The following is an 18321-nucleotide window of genomic DNA, read 5'->3' as shown; positions in this document are numbered from 1 at the left end:
GGCGTCCATGGAAAGCTCCTCTCGTTGAAGGAGGCTCCATGGTCAGACGGCCTTGCCGCCATCACCAACTCAAATCATCGTCACCCAACACCGGCCAATAGCCCTCTCCCGCGCAGCGGGTTCGTGCTTGGTGTCGCAAGCGGACTCTCCCCTCAACCAGCGCACCTGAAAACAAACGGGTGCAGGGTCTGCGACCCTGCCCGCCGGAGGTCCAGCTTCTTTTTCTAAAGCAGTTTCACTCCACCACCTTCCCGCGCGCCATCACCCATTTCACCTGCGCCAGTTGCTTCGCATCGGCGGTGGGGTCGCCATCGGTGGCGATGATGTCGGCGGCCTTGCCGGGTTCGAGCGTACCGATTTCGGCGGAGAGTCCGAGCAGTTCAGCCGCACCGGTGGTGGCGCTGATCAGCACCTCGCGCGCCGTCATGCCGCCGAATTCCACCATGTCGCTGGCTTCCTGGCCGTTGCGGCCGTGTTCGAACACGCCGGCATCGGTGCCAAAGGCGATTCGGGCGCCGGCGGCGCGGGCGGCGATGATCTGCTTGCCGCGGCGTTCCAGGATCGCGCGCACCTTGGCTTCGACGACCGGCGTGTAGGCACCGCTGCCGAGGCGTTCGGCGGTGGCGCGGAAGGGCAGCAGGGTGGGGACGAGCCAGCCCTTGTTTGCGGCGAGGGCCTTGGCCCCGGCTTCGTCGGTGAAGCTGCCGTGTTCGACCGAATCGACTCCGGCGCGGGCGGCGGCCTCGATGCCGCGCGGGCCGTGGGCGTGGGCGGCCACCTTGAGCCCCAGGCTGTGGGCCGTGGTGACGATGGCGCGCATTTCATCGTCGGTGAAATGCTGGTCCAGCCCGCGGCCCTGCTGGCTGAGCACGCCGCCGGTGGCGGTGAACTTGATGACATCGGCGCCGCGCTGGCTGGCTTCGCGGACGCGGGCGGCGCACTCCACGGTGCCGGTGCAGGTGTTGCCCTGATCGAGCGCGTCATTCACCACCGGGGCAAAGCCCGACACGTCGCCATGGCCGCCGACGATGGAAAGCGAGGCTCCGGCGGCGAGGACGCGTGGGCCAGGGAACATGCCGCTGTTGATGGCATCGCGCACCGCAAAGCCGGCCAGCCGAGCGCTGCCGAGGTCGCGCACGGTGGTGAAGCCGGCCTTTGCCGTGATGCGGGCGTTCTTCAGGCCATAGGCCACCGACAGTTCGGCGCTGTCCACCGCCTCCCGCCAGAACGGCGTGCCGGGATCGCCAGTGAGATGGACGTGGGAATCGATCAGGCCGGGGCTGAGCGTGCGGGTTGATTGATCGATCAAGCGCGCCCCGGACGGAATGGGCGCGCTGGCCGGGTTGATGGCGGTGATGCGGCCGTCCGTCACGATGATCGTGCTGGGGCCGAGCGCCGGTTTGGCGGCATCGGTGATGACGCGGCCGGCCTTGATGGCGATGGTTTCGGCAGCGGCTGGGCTGGCGAGGAGGAGGGCGGCGATGAGGGTGGTGCGCATGGTGGAGTCCCCTGTGTTTGGGGGTTGTTTGCGCTGCTGCGGGGGTGGGTGCCAGTTGCAAATGTGCCATGTTGCGGCCGCGCGGGCCCGTGCTGCGCGGTGGATGCTGGCCTGCGCCAGCATGACGGTTTCTTTTGGAGAAAGGGCTGCCCGAAAACGAAAGTGGGGTGCAGGGCCTCAGGCCCTGCCCGCCGGAGGCCCGCTTACTTCTTCTTCAGCCTCAGCCGCCGAATCTCGATCTTCGGGCAGCGATCCATCACCACATCCAGCCCCGCTGCTTCGGCGCGGGCGGCGGCGGCGTGGTCGATCACGTCCAGTTGCGTCCACACGGCCTTGGCGCCCACGGCGATGGCATCATCCACCACGCCGGACACGAATTCGCTGCGGCGGAACACGTCCACCATGTCGATGGGTTCGGCGATGTCGGCCAGTTGCGCCACCACGGTCTGGCCGTGGATCGCCTGCCCGGCGAGTTGCGGGTTCACGGGGATGACGTGGTAGCCGTGGGCGAGCAGCATGCCCATCACCTCGTGCGCGGCGCGGTCCGGTCGGTCGCTGGCGCCGACGAGGGCGATCGTGTTCGTTTGCTCCAGCAGGCGGGCGATGTCGGCGTCGGCGGTCAGTGGCATGGCGTTACAGCCCGACCGTGACGATGACGCCGCGGGCGATCTCGTCGAAGATGGCGGCGGTGTCGCCGCTCACGGGCTGGGCGGTTTCCGATGCGGTGCGCACCTCCATCTGCAGGGGGATGCGGCCGAGGAAGGGCACGCCCATGGCTTCGGCTTCCTTTTCCGCGCCGCCGTGGCCGAACGGATCGGAGACATGGCCGCAATTGGGGCAGCTGTAGCCCGCCATGTTTTCTACCACGCCGAGCACGCGCACATTCACTTCGCCGAACATGGCGACGGCGCGGCGGGCATCGATGAGGGCGAGATCCTGCGGGGTGGAGACGATGAGCGCGCCATCGGGCTTGAGTTTCTGTGCGAGCGTGAGTTGCACGTCGCCGGTGCCGGGCGGCAGATCGATGACCAGCACATCAAGCGCGCCCCAATCACATTGTTCGACCATCTGGACGAGCGCGGACGAGGCCATCGGCCCGCGCCAGACGATCGCCTTGTTGGGATCGGTCATCATGCCCATCGAAAGCGCCTTGATGCCGTGGCGCACTTCGGGTTGCAGCTTGTCATTCTCCACGCGGGCGCGGCCGGTGATGCCCAGCAGGGTGGGCACGGAGGGGCCGTAGATATCGGCATCGAGCAGGCCGACCGTTTGCCCGGCGCGGGCCAGCGCAAAGGCGAGGTTGGCCGCCACGGTGGATTTGCCAACGCCGCCCTTGCCGCTGGCCACCGCAACGAGCTTGCGGATGCCGGGCACGGTGCTGGCCTTGGGTGCGTTGGCCGGGGTGGCGGCGCGGTCAGCAGTGAGGATGATGCGGGCGGCCGACACGCCGGGCACGCGTTTCACCGCGGCTTCGACCGCGGCTTGCAGCCGTTCGGCGCTGGTCTTGTCGAGGCCGTCGACGGCCAGCACCAGGCCGATGACGCCGTCGTCCTTCACCACCACGCCGGCAGCGCGGCCGGTATCGAGCACGCTGCCGCCCCCGGCCGGATCGGCCACGCCGGCCAAAGCCGTCATCACTTCCTGTTTCACGGCCTGTTCTTTCCTTGCAGTCGAGGCCATAACCGCCGACAAATACAGTCGTGGTGCCGCATGGCCTCGCAATCCCCGTTCGGGGTTCGTATATAGTGATTTCAACGTCTCTGATAAGGTTTCATCCAGTCCATGCCGTGGCAGAACAATGGTGAAGGTGGCGGCGACAGTCCGTCCGGTGCCGATGGCGAAGAGCCGCCGGCCAAGAAGCCTGAAAACCGGCCCGTGAATCCATGGGGCGAAGGCCCGCCGCGCCGCCCGATGGGCAAGCCCGGCCCAAGCCGTGGCGGCGATTTCGATGATCTGATCCGGCGCAGCCAGGAACGGTTGAAAACCCAGTTCGGCGGCAATGGCGGCGGCAGCGGTGGTGGCTTCGACATCGGCGATGGCCGCTGGCTGATGTGGGCCGGCGGCGCGATCGTGGCGGCCTGGGTGGTGTTTTCCAGCTTCTATTCGGTGGATGCGCAATCAGCCGCCGTGGTGCAGCGTTTTGGTGCCTATGTTTCCACCACGGGCCCGGGCGTGCATTTCAAGCTGCCGTGGCCGATCGATGCGGTGGAACTGCGCAAGGTTGAACAGATCAACATCATCGATATCTCGTCGAGCGAAGGCGCCAACGAGAATCTGATGCTCACCGGCGATCAGAACATCATCAACCTCGCCTACACCGTGCGCTGGAAGATCCGGAACCCGGAAAACTTCCTCTACGAATTGTCCGATCCGGAAAAGACGGTGCGCGAAGTGGCCGAATCGGCGATGCGCGCCGAAATCAGCCGCGCCTCATTGAATGATGCGCTGGGGCCGCAGCGTGCCCAGATCGCCGATCGGGTGCGCGAACGCATGCAGGAACTGCTCGACTCCTATCGCAGCGGCGTTGATGTGCGCGGTGTGGATATCAAGCAGGCCGATCCGCCCGCCGCCATCGATGGCGCGTTCAAGGATGTTTCGGCCGCCCAGCAGGATGCGCAACAATATCTGAACCGGGCGCGCACCTATGCCCAGGCGCTTGTTGCCAAGGCGCAGGGCGATGCCGCCGGCTTTGATGCCGTTTATGCCCAGTATCGCCTGGCGCCGGAAGTGACGCGCAAGCGCATGTATCTGGAAACCATGGAAAAGGTGCTGGCCAAGGTCGAAAAGACCGTGGTTGATGCCCCCGGCGTGGCGCCCTATCTGCCGCTGCCCGAAGTGCGCCGCCGCGCCGCGATCGTGCCGGCCGAACCGGCCCCGGCGCCGGCGCAGCGGTAAGGGAAAGGACAACACGATGGCCACCTTGACCCGCAATCCTGCCATATTGGCCGGCCTGGGCTTTGCCCTCGTCGTGCTGGCGATGAGCAGTTTCTACACCGTTCCCGAAACCCAGCAGGCCGTGGTGCTGCGCCTGGGCAAGCCGGAGCGGATCGTGAACGAATATGATCCCAAGGCGAAGCTCGGCGAAACCGGCGCCGGCCTGACGATGAAGGTGCCCTTCATCGAAGACGTGCGCTTCATCGACAAGCGGATCATGGATCTGGATATCGATGCGCAGACGGTGCTTTCCACCGATCAGCTGCGGCTGGTTGTGGATGCCTTTGCGCGCTTCCGCATCGTCAATCCGCAGCGCATGGTGGAAACCGTGGGCACCGAACAGAATGCGGCCGATGCGCTGAAGCGGATTCTGGCTTCAAAACTGCGCAACGAGCTGGGCAAGCAGCCGTTTGCCGCGCTGCTGTCGCCGGAACGCGGCCAGCTGATGGATGAAATCCAGGCCACGGTGAACAGCCAGGCCAAGCAATATGGCGCCGAAATCGTGGACGTGCGCATCAAGCGCGCCGATCTGCCGTCGGGCCCGCCGCTGGAAGCAGCCTACGCGCGCATGGCCTCGGCCCGGCAGCAGGAAGCGGCCACCATCCGTGCGCAGGGCAACAAGCAGGCGCAATTGGTGCAGGCCGAAGCCGATGCCAGTGCCGCGCGTATCTATGCCGACAGTTTCGGCAAGGATCCGGAGTTTTACGCTTTCTATCGCGCCATGCAGGCCTATCGCACCACGTTCGAGGATGGCACCGCCACCGTGATCCTGGGCCCGAACAATGAATTCCTGCGCGAATTCGAAGGCCGCAAGGGCAATCGTTGAGTCATCCGACCTTGTTCATGCACGGTTAGGCGTGTTGTTCGCATAAGGCAGACGGGCTCAATCGCATTGCAACCAGAAAGACAGACATGACGTCAAAGATTTCCCGCACCCTGATCCCCGTCGCCGTTCTGGCCACCGGCCTGGCTGCCATCGCCGTCGCGCAGGCGCCCGCCACCCAGCCGGCACAGAATGCAGTTCCGCCGGCCGTGGCCATCGCGCCACCCGGTGGCGCGCCGCGCAGCTTTGCCGATCTGACGGCGCGGTTGGCGCCGGCCGTGGTCAACGTGTCGACCACGCAGAAGGTGGAGATCGGCCGCATGCGCCGCATGCCCGGCCAGCCCGGCAGCAATCCGCTGGAGGATCTGTTCCGCCGCTTCCAGGAACAGCAGGACGGCGGTGAACCCGTCACGCGCGAAGCGACCAGCCTGGGTTCAGGCTTCGTCATCGCCGCTGATGGCTATATCGTCACCAACAACCACGTGATTTCGGCCGGCGAAGGCCGCAACCAGCCGGTGGAATCGATCACCGTCACCCTGTCTGACCGGCGCGAGTACAAGGCGCGCGTGGTCGGCCGCGATCCGCTCACCGATCTGGCGGTGCTGAAGATCGAGGCGACGGGCCTGCCTTATGTGCAGTTCGGCAACAGCGAACAGGTGCGCGTGGGCGATTGGTCCATCGCCATCGGCAACCCGTTCGGCCTGGGCGGCACCGTGACCGCCGGTATCATTTCGGCCCTGCACCGCGACATCGGTTCGGGCCAGTATGATCGCTATATCCAGACCGATGCCAGCATCAACCAGGGCAACAGCGGCGGGCCGCTGTTCGATCTGGCCGGCAACGTGATCGGCATCAACACCGCCATCTTCTCGCCCACCGGCGGCAACGTTGGCCTGGGCTTTGCCATTCCGGCCGAACTGGCCAAGCCGGTGGTCGATCAGCTGAAGGCGACCGGCGCGGTGAAGCGCGGCTATCTGGGCGTCGCCATCCAGCGGCTTTCGGCCGATATCGCTGCCGGCCTGGGCCTGCCCAAGGACAAGGGCGAGATTGTTGCCAGCGTCGAACCCAACGGCCCGGCCGCGCGCGCCGGTGTGCGCCAGGGTGACGTGATCGTGACGGTGGCCGGCCGCGAGGTGAATTTCGACAATAGCCTTTCGTACATCGTTGCCACCACGCCGATTGGCTCCACCATCCCGATCGAAATGATCCGCGAAGGCAAACGCCTGAAGGTGAACGCCATCATCGCGCAGCGCCCATCCGAAGCCGTGGTTGCGCAGCGCGCCGGCCTGCCTTCGGACGACGAACCGGCTGTTGAAGACACCAGCAAGGCCCCTGGCATCGAAGCCGCCAAGGCCAGCCTGGGCATCACCCTGCAGCCGCTCACCCCGGTGCTGCGCCAGCAGCTGAAGCTGGATGAAAAGGTGCAGGGCGTGGTGATTGCCGGCATCAGCCCATCGTCGGATGCAGCCACCAAGGGCCTGCAGCGCGGCGACGTCATCCTGAAGATCGGCCAGAAGCCGGTGACCAGCCCGGCCGAAGCCGCCGCCGCCGTGGACGCCGAACGCAAGGCCGGCAAGGACACGGTCCTGATGCTGGTGCAGCGCGGCAACACGCCGGGCCGCTATACCGGCGTGAAGTTGATTCCGCCGAAGGGCTGAGGCCTTTGCCAATACGGACAAGGGGAGCGGGCAACCGCTCCCCTTTTTCGTTGGAGCGGTTTCCGATCAACCTGGATCAGGGGCAGGGTGCTGAATTTGGCTCGTGGCAAGGAGCAAGGAGTGCGCGATGCCTTGCGCATCGTAACCGACAAGTGACGCGGCCACGAGCCAAATTCAGCCCGCCCCGAAGGGGTCGCCGAAGGCGATGACGTTGATTCAGGTTGGTCGGAAGCCGCTCTAGAGCGCCCGTTCGTAGATGCGGTAGGTGCGCGTCACGTGGCTGTCGATGGCGTCCGCGATGGAGCGCATCGGGCCGTTGTCATCCAGGATCCAGCCGATTTCGCCTTCGCTGGCGCCGAATTCCGTCACGGCAACGCGGCGGATATATTCGATCATCTGGAACGCCATCAGGCTGGCAACGCGGTGGCCCTGCAGTGATTTGCGGATGCCCATCAGCGGCACGCGCATGCGCTTCACCTTGGGCGCGCGCAGCCGCCACAGCAATTTCACCCAGCCAAACGGGAACAGATTCCCGTTCAGATCGCGGGTCAGCTCGTTGATGTCGGGCAGGGTGATCATGAAGCCGACCGGCACACCTTCATACTCGGCCACGCGCACCAGGCCTTCGAAGATGATCGGCTTCAATTTCTTGCCGACATAGGCGATTTCAGCCGCGGTGAGCGGCACGAAGCCCCAGTTATCGGACCAGGCATCGTTGAGGATATCGAGGATCAGCGCGGCTTCCTCGTCGAACTTGGCCTTGTTCACCGGGCGCGTGACGAGCTTGGCGTTGCGTTCGGAGAAGGCGACGATGCGCTGCACCATTTCCGGGAAGGGCTGGCCGATCGGCAGCGACCAGCAGTGCAGATCCTTGACACCCTGATAGCCGCGCGCCGCCACCATCCGTTCGTAATAGGGCAAGTGATGCCCCATCATGACCGTAGGCGGGCCTTCAAATCCCTGCACCAGCAGGCCCGGTTCATCCCAGACTGACAGGCTGAACGGGCCCATCGCGCGGGTCATGCCCTTTTGGCGCAGCCAGTCTTCGGCCGCATCGAACAGCGCATTCGCCACGGCGGCATCGTCGATGCACTCGAACATGCCGAAATGGCCGGTGCCGGGGCCAGCGCCCGGCGCGCCGGGCGCAATCACGAGGCTATCGACCTGCGCCGAAATGCGGCCGACCACTTCGCCGCCCTTCAGCGCCAGCCAGAAAGCGGCTTCGGCATGGCCGAACCAGGGGTTGGATTTCTCGCCGCCGATCAGGCCGAGCATTTCGGATTTCAGTGGCGGCACCCAGTGCGGATCGTTGGCGTAGAGTTTCCACACCAGATCGACGAAGGTCTTGCGGTCGGCAGCGCTTTCAACGCGCTTGAGGGTGATCGTGCTCATCGCGGGCCGTGATACGAAGCAATCAAGGCAGAATGGCGGCGATCATTCCTCGGTGCGGATCAGCACGGCCTCGCCGATCAGCAGGAACAGCAGAAACGGCGCCCACGCTGCCATCAAGGGCGGCACCGTGCCGAAATTGCCCATCGCCAGCATGAAATTGTCGGCCACGAAGAACGCGAAACCCAGCGCCATGCCGATCACGGCGCGCACGAACAATTTGCCCGATCGCGCCAGGCCAAAGGCCGCGACCGCGCCCAGCAGCGGCATCAGCACGGCCGACAATGGCCCGCTGATCTTGTGCCAGGCGGCGGCCTCCAGCACGTCGGTGGGCTTGCCGGCGGCGCGCTGTTCGCCGATCTGCGGCCACAAATCCCACAGCGCGATGAAATTGGGGTTGATGCTGGTGGTGTTGAACTGGCGCGGCACCACTTCGGTGGCGAAATCCAACGATGCCCGCGATTCCAGCCCGCCGCTGGCCACATCGAACAGGCGCACCTTGCGCAACCGCCAGCCGCCGCTGATCGGCGTGGCGCTGTCGGCCATCACCACCTGCACCAGGCCATTGTCGCGCCGGTCATAGATGGTGACGCCGGTGAGGCGTGTGGTGTTGCCGCGCCCGGCCACGGCATCGGCGTGGAACAGATCATCGCCGCCGCGCACCCAGCTTTGCGTGCTCTTGGGCGCAGCCGTGGGGGATTTCCGGTATTCCTGTTCCTGCCAAGCCTTCAGCGTGGCGCTGGCGCGGGTACCGATGCGTTCGTTCCACAGGAAATTGGCCGCAGCCACGCCCAGCGCTGCCACCATCAGCGGCGCCAATATATGGTGGGCGGAAAGCCCGGCGCCCTTGAAGATCACCACCTCGCTGTTCTGGTTGAGCGTCGCCAGCGTCACCAATGTCGCCAGCAGCACCGAGAACGGCAGGAACAGCTGCACGATCTGCGGCGCACGGAGCGAAACATAGACCCACAGATCGGATTCGGTGTTGCCCGCCGCCGCCAGCACCTTGCCCGATTCCGAGAGAAGATCGAGCGATTGCAGGATCACGGTGAGGCCCACGATGAAGGCCGCGACACGCACCAGGAACATGCGCGCGGTGTACCAGGCGATGGTGCGCGACGGGAACAGGATGGAAAGGATCTTCACGGTGCGCGCTTACCCGGCCGACAAGACGTCGTCGGCCCAGTTCTGGCGCCGCACCAGCTTGCCGGCGAGGCCGGAAAGGAAGCCGGTGATCTTGCCAAACCAGCGATCAAGCGCGCCGATCGGCTGGCCGCCCGGCCGTTCCAGCACGCGGAACAGCCACAGCGCCATGCCGAGGAACAGGGCAAAAGGCACCCACTGCGCCAGCACCGGATCAATCCGGCCCAGCGTGCCCATGCGTTCGCCATATTCGGTGAACTTGTGGAAGGTGACGAGCGCGATGATGGAGAGGAACACGCCCAGCGCCGAGGTGGAGCGTTTGGGTGGCACCGCCATCGGCAATGCCAGGAACGGCAGCAGGAACATGATCACGCACTGCACGATGCGGCGATTGAAGCTGGCCGATGCGCTGCGCTGCTCGGTCGCATCGGTGGCGGTGACCATGGTGCGCAGCAGTTCCGGCAACGTGGCTTCAAGATTGCCTTCGCCGCGTTTGCGGAAGGTGGCCATTTCCGGCAACCGGATCGGCAGATCATGCTGGGCAAAGGCCAGCACGCGCGGCGTGGCACCGGGTTTCGGGCTGTGCACCAGCGTGCCATCGCGCAGGCGCAGCAATATATATTCGGGATCGTCGGTGGCCAGGAAAGTGCCGCGCGCGGCAGTGGCTGCGACCACCTGGCCATCCTTGCCAGCCGCGCGAACAAAGAGCCCGCGCAGATCGGCGCCCTGGTTGCGCGATTCTTCCACCCGCAACGTGAGTCCACCGCCCAGATTGGCGAACTCACCAACCTTGATCGAGGCGCCGAGCGCGCCGGAGCGAAGCTCGAAGCGCAGATTTTCATAGGCATAGCGGGTGACCGGCTGCAGCCAGCCGACGATGCCGAAATTAACGACAGCAAATACCGTGGCGAACACGAACGGCACGCGCAGCAGCCGCTTGTACGACACGCCCACGGCCAGCATCGTATCGAGTTCCGACGACATGGCGAGCCGGCGGAAGGCGAGCAGGATGCCGAGCATCACTCCGATCGGGATACCCAGCGACAGATATTCCGGCAACAGATTGCCCAGCATTCGCCAGACCACATTGACGGGCCCGCCTTCGTTGATGACGAAATCGAACAGGCGCAGCATGCGATCGAGTACGAGCAGCATGGCGGCCACCACCAGTGTGCCGAACAAGGGCACGATGATCAGGCCGAACAGATAGCGATCGATGCGCTTGGTCACGCCGCACAGGGTCCTTTACCGGGCGCGACGGCGACCGGGCGGCCAAGCTATAGCCGCCCAACCTTGCCCCGTCATGAAGAAATCAGGTGGCCAAGTTCATGTGGAACAGGACTGACCCGATCATGCCGAGCTTGGGCTTGAATCCGACTATACTCAGGCGTGCTCGTGCAAGGCCAGTTGGGCCATCTGCGCGGCCTGTTCGAACTTGCCGAGCACGATGTCGATCTGTTCGTCCGAATGCAGTGCGCAGATGGAACAGCGCAGCAGGAACACGCCGGCGGGCGTGGCCGGCGGCCGGCTCATGTTCACATAGACGCCCAGTTCGATGAGCGTGGACCACATCAGCGCGGTGGTTTCCTGATCCGGCATCAGCACCGAAACAATGGCGCTCTCCGGCGTATCGGTGGCCAGTTTGAAGCCGCGGGCCTTCAGGCCGCCATGCAGGCGCCGCGTCGCTTCCCACAGCCGGGCGCGCTTGTCGTGCGCGGTCATCAGCTTGCGGATGGAGGTGGCGGCGCTGGCAACCACGGCCGGCGGCAGCGAGGCGGTGAAGGTGTAGGGCCGGCAGACGAGGCGCAGAATCTCGAACTTGGGATGATTGGAGACGCAGAAGCCACCCACCGTGCCGACCGATTTGGAGAAGGTGCCGACGACGAAATCCACATCGTCCGCCACGCCCTGTTCTTCATAGACGCCGCGGCCATGTTCGCCAAAGAAGCCCATGCCGTGGGCTTCGTCGACCAGCACCATGCAGCCGTGCGCCTTGGCCACCGCCACCAGTTCCGGCAGCGGCGCGACATCGCCCAGCATCGAATAGACGCCTTCCAGCACGACCAGCTTGCCGGCTTCGGGCGGCAGCCGCTTCAGGCGCTTTTCCAGATCGGCGACATCATTGTGGCGGAAGCGCACGATATCGGCGTTGGACATCTTGCAGCCATCATAGATGCTGGCGTGACTGTCGGCATCGAGGATGATGAAATCACCCTTGCCGGCCAGCGTGGAGACCATGCCGAGATTGGCCTGATAGCCGGTGGAGAACACCATGGCGTGGGACATGCCATAGAAGTCCTTCAGCGCGTCCTCGCAGGCGGCGTGGGTCTGATAGGTGCCGTTCAGCACGCGGCTGCCGGTGGTGCCGGCGCCATAATCGGTGAGCGCCTGGCGGCCGGAGGCCACCACGTCGGCATCAAAGGTCATCCCCATGTAATTGTAGGTGCCGAGCAATATGGTGTGCTTGCCCTTAATGATGGCTTCGGTGGGGGAAAGCACCTTTTCCATCACGATGCCGAACGGATCGCGGATGCCGGTGGACAACAGCCCGGCATGTTCGGCGATCAGCGGGTCGTACTTGGCGAGCAGATCGAGGACAGGGGGATTTGCCATGGGAGTCAGCCCTTCTTGGCGACCAGGCCGGCCACGGCATCGGCAACCTGGCCGATGGTTTCCAGATCGGGCAGCATGTTCAGCGGGATCATGATGTCCCATTCGTCTTCCATGCTGGCGACAAGGTCCATCACCGTGAGCGAATCCATTTCCATGTCGCCGGCGAAGGTCGTGTCTGGCGTGAGCGTCACCTTCTTGGTGTTCAGCGGCTCGATCAGTTCGATGATGCGGGCATAAACGGCTGCACTGTTGGTCATGAAGGCTCCAATGATCGGCTTTGTGGGCCCTTTGCCCTCACATCATGGCCAAATTGCGGAGCGCGGGCGTTGGTGCCATCATGTCGCGCATGGGGGACATGACCGACATCAGCATCGACGCGACAACCGAGGGTGCGCCGCCGCCGCTTCCGGTTGCCAGCCACGCCAACGCCATCCATCTGATCCGCACCATGCAGCAGCATCATGTGACGCTGTCGGCGATGGCGGACCAGAAGGCCAGCATCATCATCGGGGTCAATTCGGTGGTGTTTGCCCTGGTGGTGAAGGAGGCCGCGACCAATCCGGCACTGCTGGTGCTGGCAGCGACATCCGGGCTGGCCGCGGTGCTGTGCATGCTGGCGGTGTTGCCCAAGCTGGGCGGCGGGAAAGGGCCAGCCGTCCCGCCCAACCTGCTGTTCTTCGGCGGTTTTACCCAGATGAGCGAGACGGACTGGATTGACTGGCTGGAGCGCACAAACGCGGATGATCACGCTATCCAGGTGGCGATGGCGCGCGATGTCTATCAGCTGGGCCAGGTGCTGGCGCAGAAGAAGTATAAATATCTCGGCTGGGGCTATCGGGTGTTCATCGGCGGTCTGATCGCCACCTTTGCGGTGTTCCTGCTCCAGACGGCGCTGGGGCTGTAGCCAGCCCCCTACAACCATCCACGCTGGCGGTAATCGCGCACCGTATCGGCCATGCCCGCATCCAGCCCGATCTGCGGCTGCCAGATGCCGGCCAGACGGGTGTTGCCACCGCGCGCCACCCAATCGGGATGCGCAAGATAGAAGGCGCGGTCGCGGCTCAATTTGGGCAGTTCGCCCTTCCAGCCGGCCATCAATGTTGCCACGCTGGCGGCCAGGCCGAGCAGACGGTTGCTGATCGGGATCATGCGCGCGCGGCTGCGGCCCATCGCGCGGGCCATCGCGCCGGCATGCTGGCCGTGGGTATAGCCGCCGGAACCATCATCGATTTCCAATATCTCTCCGGACGGGCCGGCGTTTGCCAGCGCCAGCAGGGCGCGGGCCAGATCGTCGACATGGATCAGGCTGATGCGGGCGCTGGGCCGGCCGGGAGCAAGGCCAAGGCCGAAGCGCGCCAGGCTGAATAGATCGCGCATTTCGGCATCACCGGGGCCATAGACGCCGGGCGGGCGCACGATCACCCAATCACGGTTGCTCGCCATTACCAGCGCATCGCCCTGCGCCTTGGATGCGCCATACATCGATAGCCGTGGCTCGCGTGCGGCGAGGCTGGAGACGTGGACGAAGCGCGGGACGCCCGCCGCAGCGGCCAGCACATTGGCGGTGCCGGTGACATTGCCGGCCACGAAGCCGGCTTCATCGGCCGCGTTGACCACGCCGGCGATATGCAGCACGGCCGCTGCCCCTTCGCACAGGCGGGTGAGTGCGTGGGTGTCGTCGAGATCGCCCAGCACCCATTCCACGCCGGGCTGCGGCGGCTGCGGCCGGCGGGTGAGGGCGCGGACGGGGCGGCCGGCGAGCGCTAGCACGCGGCGGCCGACAAAGCCGGTGGCGCCGGTGATGGCGATCGGGAGAAGCGCGCCGGGCGCGGTGATTTCGGTCATCGGCTGGCGCGACGCTGACAGCGCGGCGCTTTAAGCCGCGACTTCAAACGGCTGAATCTCGCCCGACAGATACTGCAACCGCGCCTTGGAACGGCTCAGCTTGCCCGACGAGGTGCGCGGCAGGGTGCGCGGCGGCACCAGTTCGACAACGCAGCTCATGCCGGTGATGGCCTTCACCTTGGTCTTGATGGCGTCGCGCAGCTTGATGCGTTCATCATTGTCGCTGGTGCGGCACTGCACCAGAACGGCGGGGGCTTCCTCGCCCGACGGGGTGGTGACCGAGAAGGCGGCGATGTCACCGGCCTTGAAGCCGGGCAGCTGCTCGATCGCCCATTCGATATCCTGGGGCCAGTGATTCTTGCCGTTGATGATGATCATGTCCTTGGCGCGGCCGACGATATAGAGCGAACCGTCCTTCATGTAGGCCATGTCGCCGGTGTCGAGCCAGCCGTCCTTCATGCAGGCGGCGGTGGCTTCGGGATCGCGGAAATAGCCGGCCATGATGCCCAGGCCCTTGACGAACACGCGGCCGATCTTGCGGTCTGCCAGCACCTGGCCATCTTCGCTGCGCACTTCGATGGTCAGGCCGGGCACGGCCTTGCCGCAGTTGACGATGGCGCGATAGCGGGTAGGCAGGCGATGATCGGCACGCGGCTCGGTGGCGCCCGAAAGGGTGCGCTCGTCGATCAGGTCACACTGGATGCCTTCGCCCACCGGCATGATGGTGACAGCCAGTGTTGCTTCGGCGAGGCCATAGCTGGGCAGGAAGGCACTGGCCTTGAAGCCAGCTGGTGCAAACGTATCGACGAAGGCCTGCATCACTTCCGGGCGGATCATGTCGGCCCCGTTGCCGGCAACGCGCCAGCGCGACAGGTCGTAACGTTCGGCAACCGGGATCGACGGCGAGATGCGGCGGGCGCAGATGTCGTAGCCGAAGGTGGGCGAATAGCTGAGCGAGGCATCCGGATTGCGGCTGATCAGCGTGAGCCACGACAGCGGCCGGCGGGCGAAATCTTCGGTGGCGAGATAATCGACCGAAATCTGGTTGGACAGCGGTGCCAGCATGCAGCCGACCAGGCCCATGTCGTGATACCAGGGCAGCCAGCTCACCACGCGATCGCCATCGGCGGCGTGGGTGCAGCTGGCATGGGCCGAAAGATTGGCCAGCAGCGCTTCGTGGGTAACGGCAACGCCGTGCGGGAAGCGGGTGGAGCCCGACGAATATTGCAGATAGGCGATGTCGGTCGGCTTGGCCTTCGGCAGGGCCACATCGGGGGCGTCGCTGCTGAACCACATATCCCAATCATGGGCGGCACACAGGCCGGTGGCGGCATCCTTCACGATGTCGTGCAGGCCGGGCGGGGAGAGCAGCATCAGCGGATCGCAGCTGGTGAGCTGCACCCGGATCTGATCGACATAGGCTTCACGACCGCCAAAACTGGTCGGCAGCGGCAGCGGCACCGGCAGCGCGCCGGCATAGATGGCGCCAAAGAAGGCGGCGGCAAAACCGGCACCGGTTTCGGCGATCAGGGCGATACGGTCACCCGGCTTCACGCCTTCGGCAATGAAGTGCGCGGCATGGCGGCGGGCATCGGCAGCGAGTTCGGAAAATGGGTAAGCGCGCACCAGATCGGCGCGGGCATCGTGGAAATTGAAGCCCTTCTGCCCAAGCGCCGCATAATCCAGCGCATCGCCAAGCGTGGCAAAATCGGAGCGGCGCTGCGGCAGCGCATCGCTGGTGACGGTTGGTTTCAGCGCTTGCACGCTTTCGGCCTGGGGGCTGTTGGCCATCTGTCTCTCCCTTGCCGCAACGCCTGGGCCCGACCCGGCCCGCGCTGCATGTCATTCTTCGTCATCATCGCCCTGCCACGAGGGGGCGTTCAAATTCCGGCCCGAAAGTGGCAGGAAAGTGGCATGGTTGACGAAAAGCAAGGAAATGGCCGCCCAAGGCGCGGTAACGAGCGCCGCATCGCCCCGCCACTGGACGAGGCTGGCTTGCGCGATCTGGCCCTGCATTATGCTGCGCGCTTTGCCACCACGCGGCTGAAATTGCTGCGCTATCTGGCCCGCAAGTTGAAGGAGCGCGGCTGGGCCGGGGATCAGCCGGCCCCACTGGAGGCGCTGGCGGATCGGCTGGCCGAGCTGGGTTATGTCGATGATGCGGCTTTCGCGGCGATGAAAAGCCGGGCGATGGCGGCGCGCGGCCTGGGGCATCGCCGGGTAACGGAGCAGTTGAGCGCGGCCGGAGTCGGCGCGGCTGATCGCGGTGAGGCGCCCGATGAGCAGGCGGCACTGGCCACCGCCCTGGCTTTTGCCCGGAGGAAGCGGCTGGGGCCGTTTGCGCGCGAACGCAGCGATGATCCGGCAGCCCGGCAAAAGGCGCTCGCGGCCATGCTGCGGGCCGGGCACGCCATGGGTGTGGCGCGGCAGATATTGGCGGCGCGCAGCGTGGCGGAAGCGGAAGCGTTGATTGCCGGGGATTGATCAGCGCAGCAACTGACGGCCACCGCCCGACCAGCTGATCACCAGCCCCAGCGCCTTGCCCATCACCTCGCCAGTGAGGGCGAAGCGCTGCGGGCGAGGATCGCCAGCCTGTTCGAAGGCGAGGGTGAGGCGGGGTTCGGCGGCAACCAGCGCCATGACAGCCAGAATGACCAACCCGATGCGGGACGCCAGCGCGCGTGCCATTGAATCTCTCCCCGATAGTGCATGTGGAAATGCCGCCGGCTGTCTTGACCGGCGATGAACAGCGGCGGCTGGAAGAATCTTTGTTGCGACTGATTATCATTATTGCCTCTGCCGCGCGCCGCCGCTAAAGCGATTGCGAATGAGTTGCAATAAGAGGTCGCGTATCATGCTCCATCACCAACTCCGGGCGCGTTTGCGGGCCAGCCATGCGGTGCTGCTGGCGACTGCTCCGCTACTGCTGGCCACCCCGGCCTTTGCGGCGCCGGCAGCCGAATCGCTGGCGGTGACGGCTGCGGCGGGCGATTCCGCGCCCGATACCGAGATCATCGTGGTGGGTGATGCCATTCGCGCCGGCCAGATCGCCGGATCGACCGCGCTGGTGAGCGAGACGGATCTGAAGCGCAGCCGCGTGTTCACGGTGAACGATGCGCTGCGCCAGGTCGCCGGCCTGTTCCCGCGCGATGAAGAAGGCGCCGGCGCTCGCCCCAATATCGGCATCCGCGGGCTCAACCCGGTGCGGTCCACCAAGGTGCTGCTGCTCGAGGATGGTGTGCCGCTGGGCTATGCGCCCTATGGCGACAATGCCAGCTACTATCACCCGCCGATCGAGCGTTTCACCAGTCTCGAGGTGCTGAAAGGCGCCGCCCAGGTGCGCTTTGGCCCGCAGACAATTGGCGGTGCCATCAACTATATCACCCCGGCCACGCCGGAGCAGTTGACTGCGCGCTTCACCGGCAGCGTGGGCAATCGCGATACCGTCAACCTCGATGGCATGGTGGGCGGCCGCGCGCTCGGCGGCGGGCTGCTGCTGCACGTGAATCACAAGCAGACCGACGGCAACCGCGACAACCAGCATCTGCGCTTCACCGATATCTTCGTGAAGGGCAGCTGGGACCTTGGTGCCGATCACGGCATCACGCTGAAACTGTCGCGCTTCCGGGAAGACAGCCAGGTGACCTATTCGGGCCTGACCCGCGCCGAGTTTGCTGCCGATCCGCGCGGCAATGTCTTTGTGAATGACGATTTCCAGACCGAACGCCTGAATGCCACCTTCTCGCACCGCTGGACGCTGTCGGACGCGGCGACGCTGAAAACCACGGCCTATTATCACCATTTCACCCGCGATTGGTGGCGGCAATCATCGAACAGCGGCCAGCGCCCGAACGACGCCAGCGATCCGGCCTGCGGCGGCATGGCCAACCTGGCCACGACGTGCGGCAACGAAGGGCGGCTGCGCGATTATGATACGTGGGGCGTCGAAAGCCGGCTCAGCCTCGATCATGATGATCTCGGCCTGGGCTTTGGCGGCGAGACCGAGATGGGCATCCGTTTCCACGAGGAACGCCAGCGCCGCCGCCAGTGGAACGGCGACACGCCCACCGCGCGCACCCCCGGTGTGGGCGTGAACGCCGGCGTGCGCGAGAACAACGAGCGCGACGCCTCGGCCTTCTCGGCCTTCATCCAGTCCCGCCTGCAGTTGGGTGATTTCGCCATCATCCCCGGCGTGCGCGGCGAGTTCATCGATTTCGCCCGCCGCAACCTGCCGGTGGATGTGCTGGCCGGCGGCCGCCCCACCGGTGCGCAGACCGTGCCGAGCGAGGGCCGCCAGACGCTGGACAAGGTGCTGCCCGGCATCGGCATGACCTGGCGCGTCGCCGGCGATGTCACGCTCTATGGCGGTGTCCATCGCGGCTTCGCCCCGCCGCGGGTGGAGGATATCATCACGCCCG

The 18321-nt window shown here is 65.4% G+C and carries 17 protein-coding genes; 6 read left to right on the top strand and 11 right to left on the bottom strand.

From position 1 onward, the window contains the following. Positions 1 to 235: 235 nt before the first annotated feature. From RT662_RS00800 to RT662_RS00790, 3 genes are all read right to left on the bottom strand, one after another. Positions 236 to 1498, bottom strand: a complete 1263-nt coding sequence (locus RT662_RS00800; protein ID WP_313668309.1) for an amidohydrolase family protein — start codon at positions 1496 to 1498, stop codon at positions 236 to 238. Positions 1499 to 1701: 203 nt separating this feature from the next. Further along, on the bottom strand, positions 1702 to 2127 hold the full coding sequence (locus tag RT662_RS00795; protein ID WP_313668307.1) for a CoA-binding protein: 426 nt from the start codon (positions 2125 to 2127) through the stop codon (positions 1702 to 1704). Positions 2128 to 2131: 4 nt separating this feature from the next. Beyond that, positions 2132 to 3148: an Mrp/NBP35 family ATP-binding protein gene (locus RT662_RS00790; protein ID WP_313668305.1), complete on the bottom strand. Its 1017-nt coding sequence runs from the start codon at positions 3146 to 3148 to the stop codon at positions 2132 to 2134. Positions 3149 to 3280: 132 nt separating this feature from the next. Here RT662_RS00790 and hflK point away from each other — a divergent pair, with 132 nt between their 5' ends. The 3 genes from hflK (at position 3281) to RT662_RS00775 (ending at position 6913) form a co-directional block, all read left to right on the top strand. Then, on the top strand, positions 3281 to 4393 hold the full coding sequence (gene hflK, locus RT662_RS00785) for an FtsH protease activity modulator HflK (protein WP_313668303.1): 1113 nt from the start codon (positions 3281 to 3283) through the stop codon (positions 4391 to 4393). Between the two features lie 16 nt (positions 4394 to 4409). Next, positions 4410 to 5258 (top strand): protease modulator HflC, encoded by an 849-nt coding sequence (locus RT662_RS00780; protein ID WP_313668301.1) that lies wholly within the window; start codon positions 4410 to 4412, stop codon positions 5256 to 5258. 86 nt (positions 5259 to 5344) lie between these two features. Continuing rightward, on the top strand, positions 5345 to 6913 hold the full coding sequence (locus tag RT662_RS00775) for a Do family serine endopeptidase (RefSeq protein ID WP_313668299.1): 1569 nt from the start codon (positions 5345 to 5347) through the stop codon (positions 6911 to 6913). A 237-nt stretch (positions 6914 to 7150) separates the two neighbouring features. Here RT662_RS00775 and RT662_RS00770 read toward each other — a convergent pair whose 3' ends face one another. The 5 genes from RT662_RS00770 to RT662_RS00750 all read right to left on the bottom strand — a co-directional run bounded on the left by RT662_RS00770 (position 7151) and on the right by RT662_RS00750 (position 12315). Beyond that, on the bottom strand, positions 7151 to 8305 hold the full coding sequence (locus tag RT662_RS00770; protein ID WP_313668298.1) for an N-acetyltransferase: 1155 nt from the start codon (positions 8303 to 8305) through the stop codon (positions 7151 to 7153). 42 nt (positions 8306 to 8347) lie between these two features. Further along, complete coding sequence (gene lptG, locus RT662_RS00765; RefSeq protein WP_409530120.1) at positions 8348 to 9448, bottom strand: LPS export ABC transporter permease LptG; 1101 nt, start codon at positions 9446 to 9448, stop codon at positions 8348 to 8350. Between the two features lie 9 nt (positions 9449 to 9457). Then, a complete protein-coding gene (locus RT662_RS00760; protein WP_313668296.1) occupies positions 9458 to 10675 on the bottom strand; it encodes an LptF/LptG family permease in 1218 nt (405 codons plus the stop codon). Positions 10676 to 10828: 153 nt separating this feature from the next. Further along, on the bottom strand, positions 10829 to 12058 hold the full coding sequence (gene spt / locus RT662_RS00755; protein WP_313668295.1) for a serine palmitoyltransferase: 1230 nt from the start codon (positions 12056 to 12058) through the stop codon (positions 10829 to 10831). A 5-nt stretch (positions 12059 to 12063) separates the two neighbouring features. After that, complete coding sequence (locus RT662_RS00750; protein ID WP_313668293.1) at positions 12064 to 12315, bottom strand: acyl carrier protein; 252 nt, start codon at positions 12313 to 12315, stop codon at positions 12064 to 12066. Positions 12316 to 12359: 44 nt separating this feature from the next. Here RT662_RS00750 and RT662_RS00745 point away from each other — a divergent pair, with 44 nt between their 5' ends. Further along, on the top strand, positions 12360 to 12962 hold the full coding sequence (locus RT662_RS00745; protein ID WP_313668292.1) for a Pycsar system effector family protein: 603 nt from the start codon (positions 12360 to 12362) through the stop codon (positions 12960 to 12962). A gap of 8 nt (positions 12963 to 12970) precedes the next feature. On the opposite strand, the gene RT662_RS00740 is transcribed toward RT662_RS00745, so the two are convergent. Continuing rightward, complete coding sequence (locus tag RT662_RS00740) at positions 12971 to 13903, bottom strand: NAD-dependent epimerase/dehydratase family protein (RefSeq protein WP_313668291.1); 933 nt, start codon at positions 13901 to 13903, stop codon at positions 12971 to 12973. Between the two features lie 30 nt (positions 13904 to 13933). Next, a complete protein-coding gene (locus RT662_RS00735) occupies positions 13934 to 15694 on the bottom strand; it encodes a fatty acyl-AMP ligase (protein WP_313668289.1) in 1761 nt (586 codons plus the stop codon). A 123-nt stretch (positions 15695 to 15817) separates the two neighbouring features. On the opposite strand from RT662_RS00735, the gene RT662_RS00730 reads away from it, so the two are divergent. Further along, positions 15818 to 16387 carry a RecX family transcriptional regulator gene (locus RT662_RS00730; RefSeq protein WP_313668288.1) on the top strand — a complete coding sequence of 190 codons (570 nt, stop codon included), beginning with the start codon at positions 15818 to 15820 and terminating at the stop codon, positions 16385 to 16387. On the opposite strand, the gene RT662_RS00725 is transcribed toward RT662_RS00730, so the two are convergent. Next, positions 16388 to 16591, bottom strand: a complete 204-nt coding sequence (locus RT662_RS00725; RefSeq protein ID WP_313668286.1) for a hypothetical protein — start codon at positions 16589 to 16591, stop codon at positions 16388 to 16390. Between the two features lie 166 nt (positions 16592 to 16757). Between RT662_RS00725 and RT662_RS00720 the strand changes: the two genes are divergently transcribed. After that, the coding region (locus RT662_RS00720) for a TonB-dependent receptor family protein (protein ID WP_313668284.1) at positions 16758 to 18321 on the top strand (1564 nt) is incomplete at its 3' end.

Origin of the sequence: Sandarakinorhabdus sp. (assembly GCF_032115815.1) — a bacterium.
GTDB lineage: Bacteria > Pseudomonadota > Alphaproteobacteria > Sphingomonadales > Sphingomonadaceae > Sandarakinorhabdus.
Note: the sequence above shows the minus strand (reverse complement) of the source record. Positions and strands in the feature narration are given on the sequence as shown.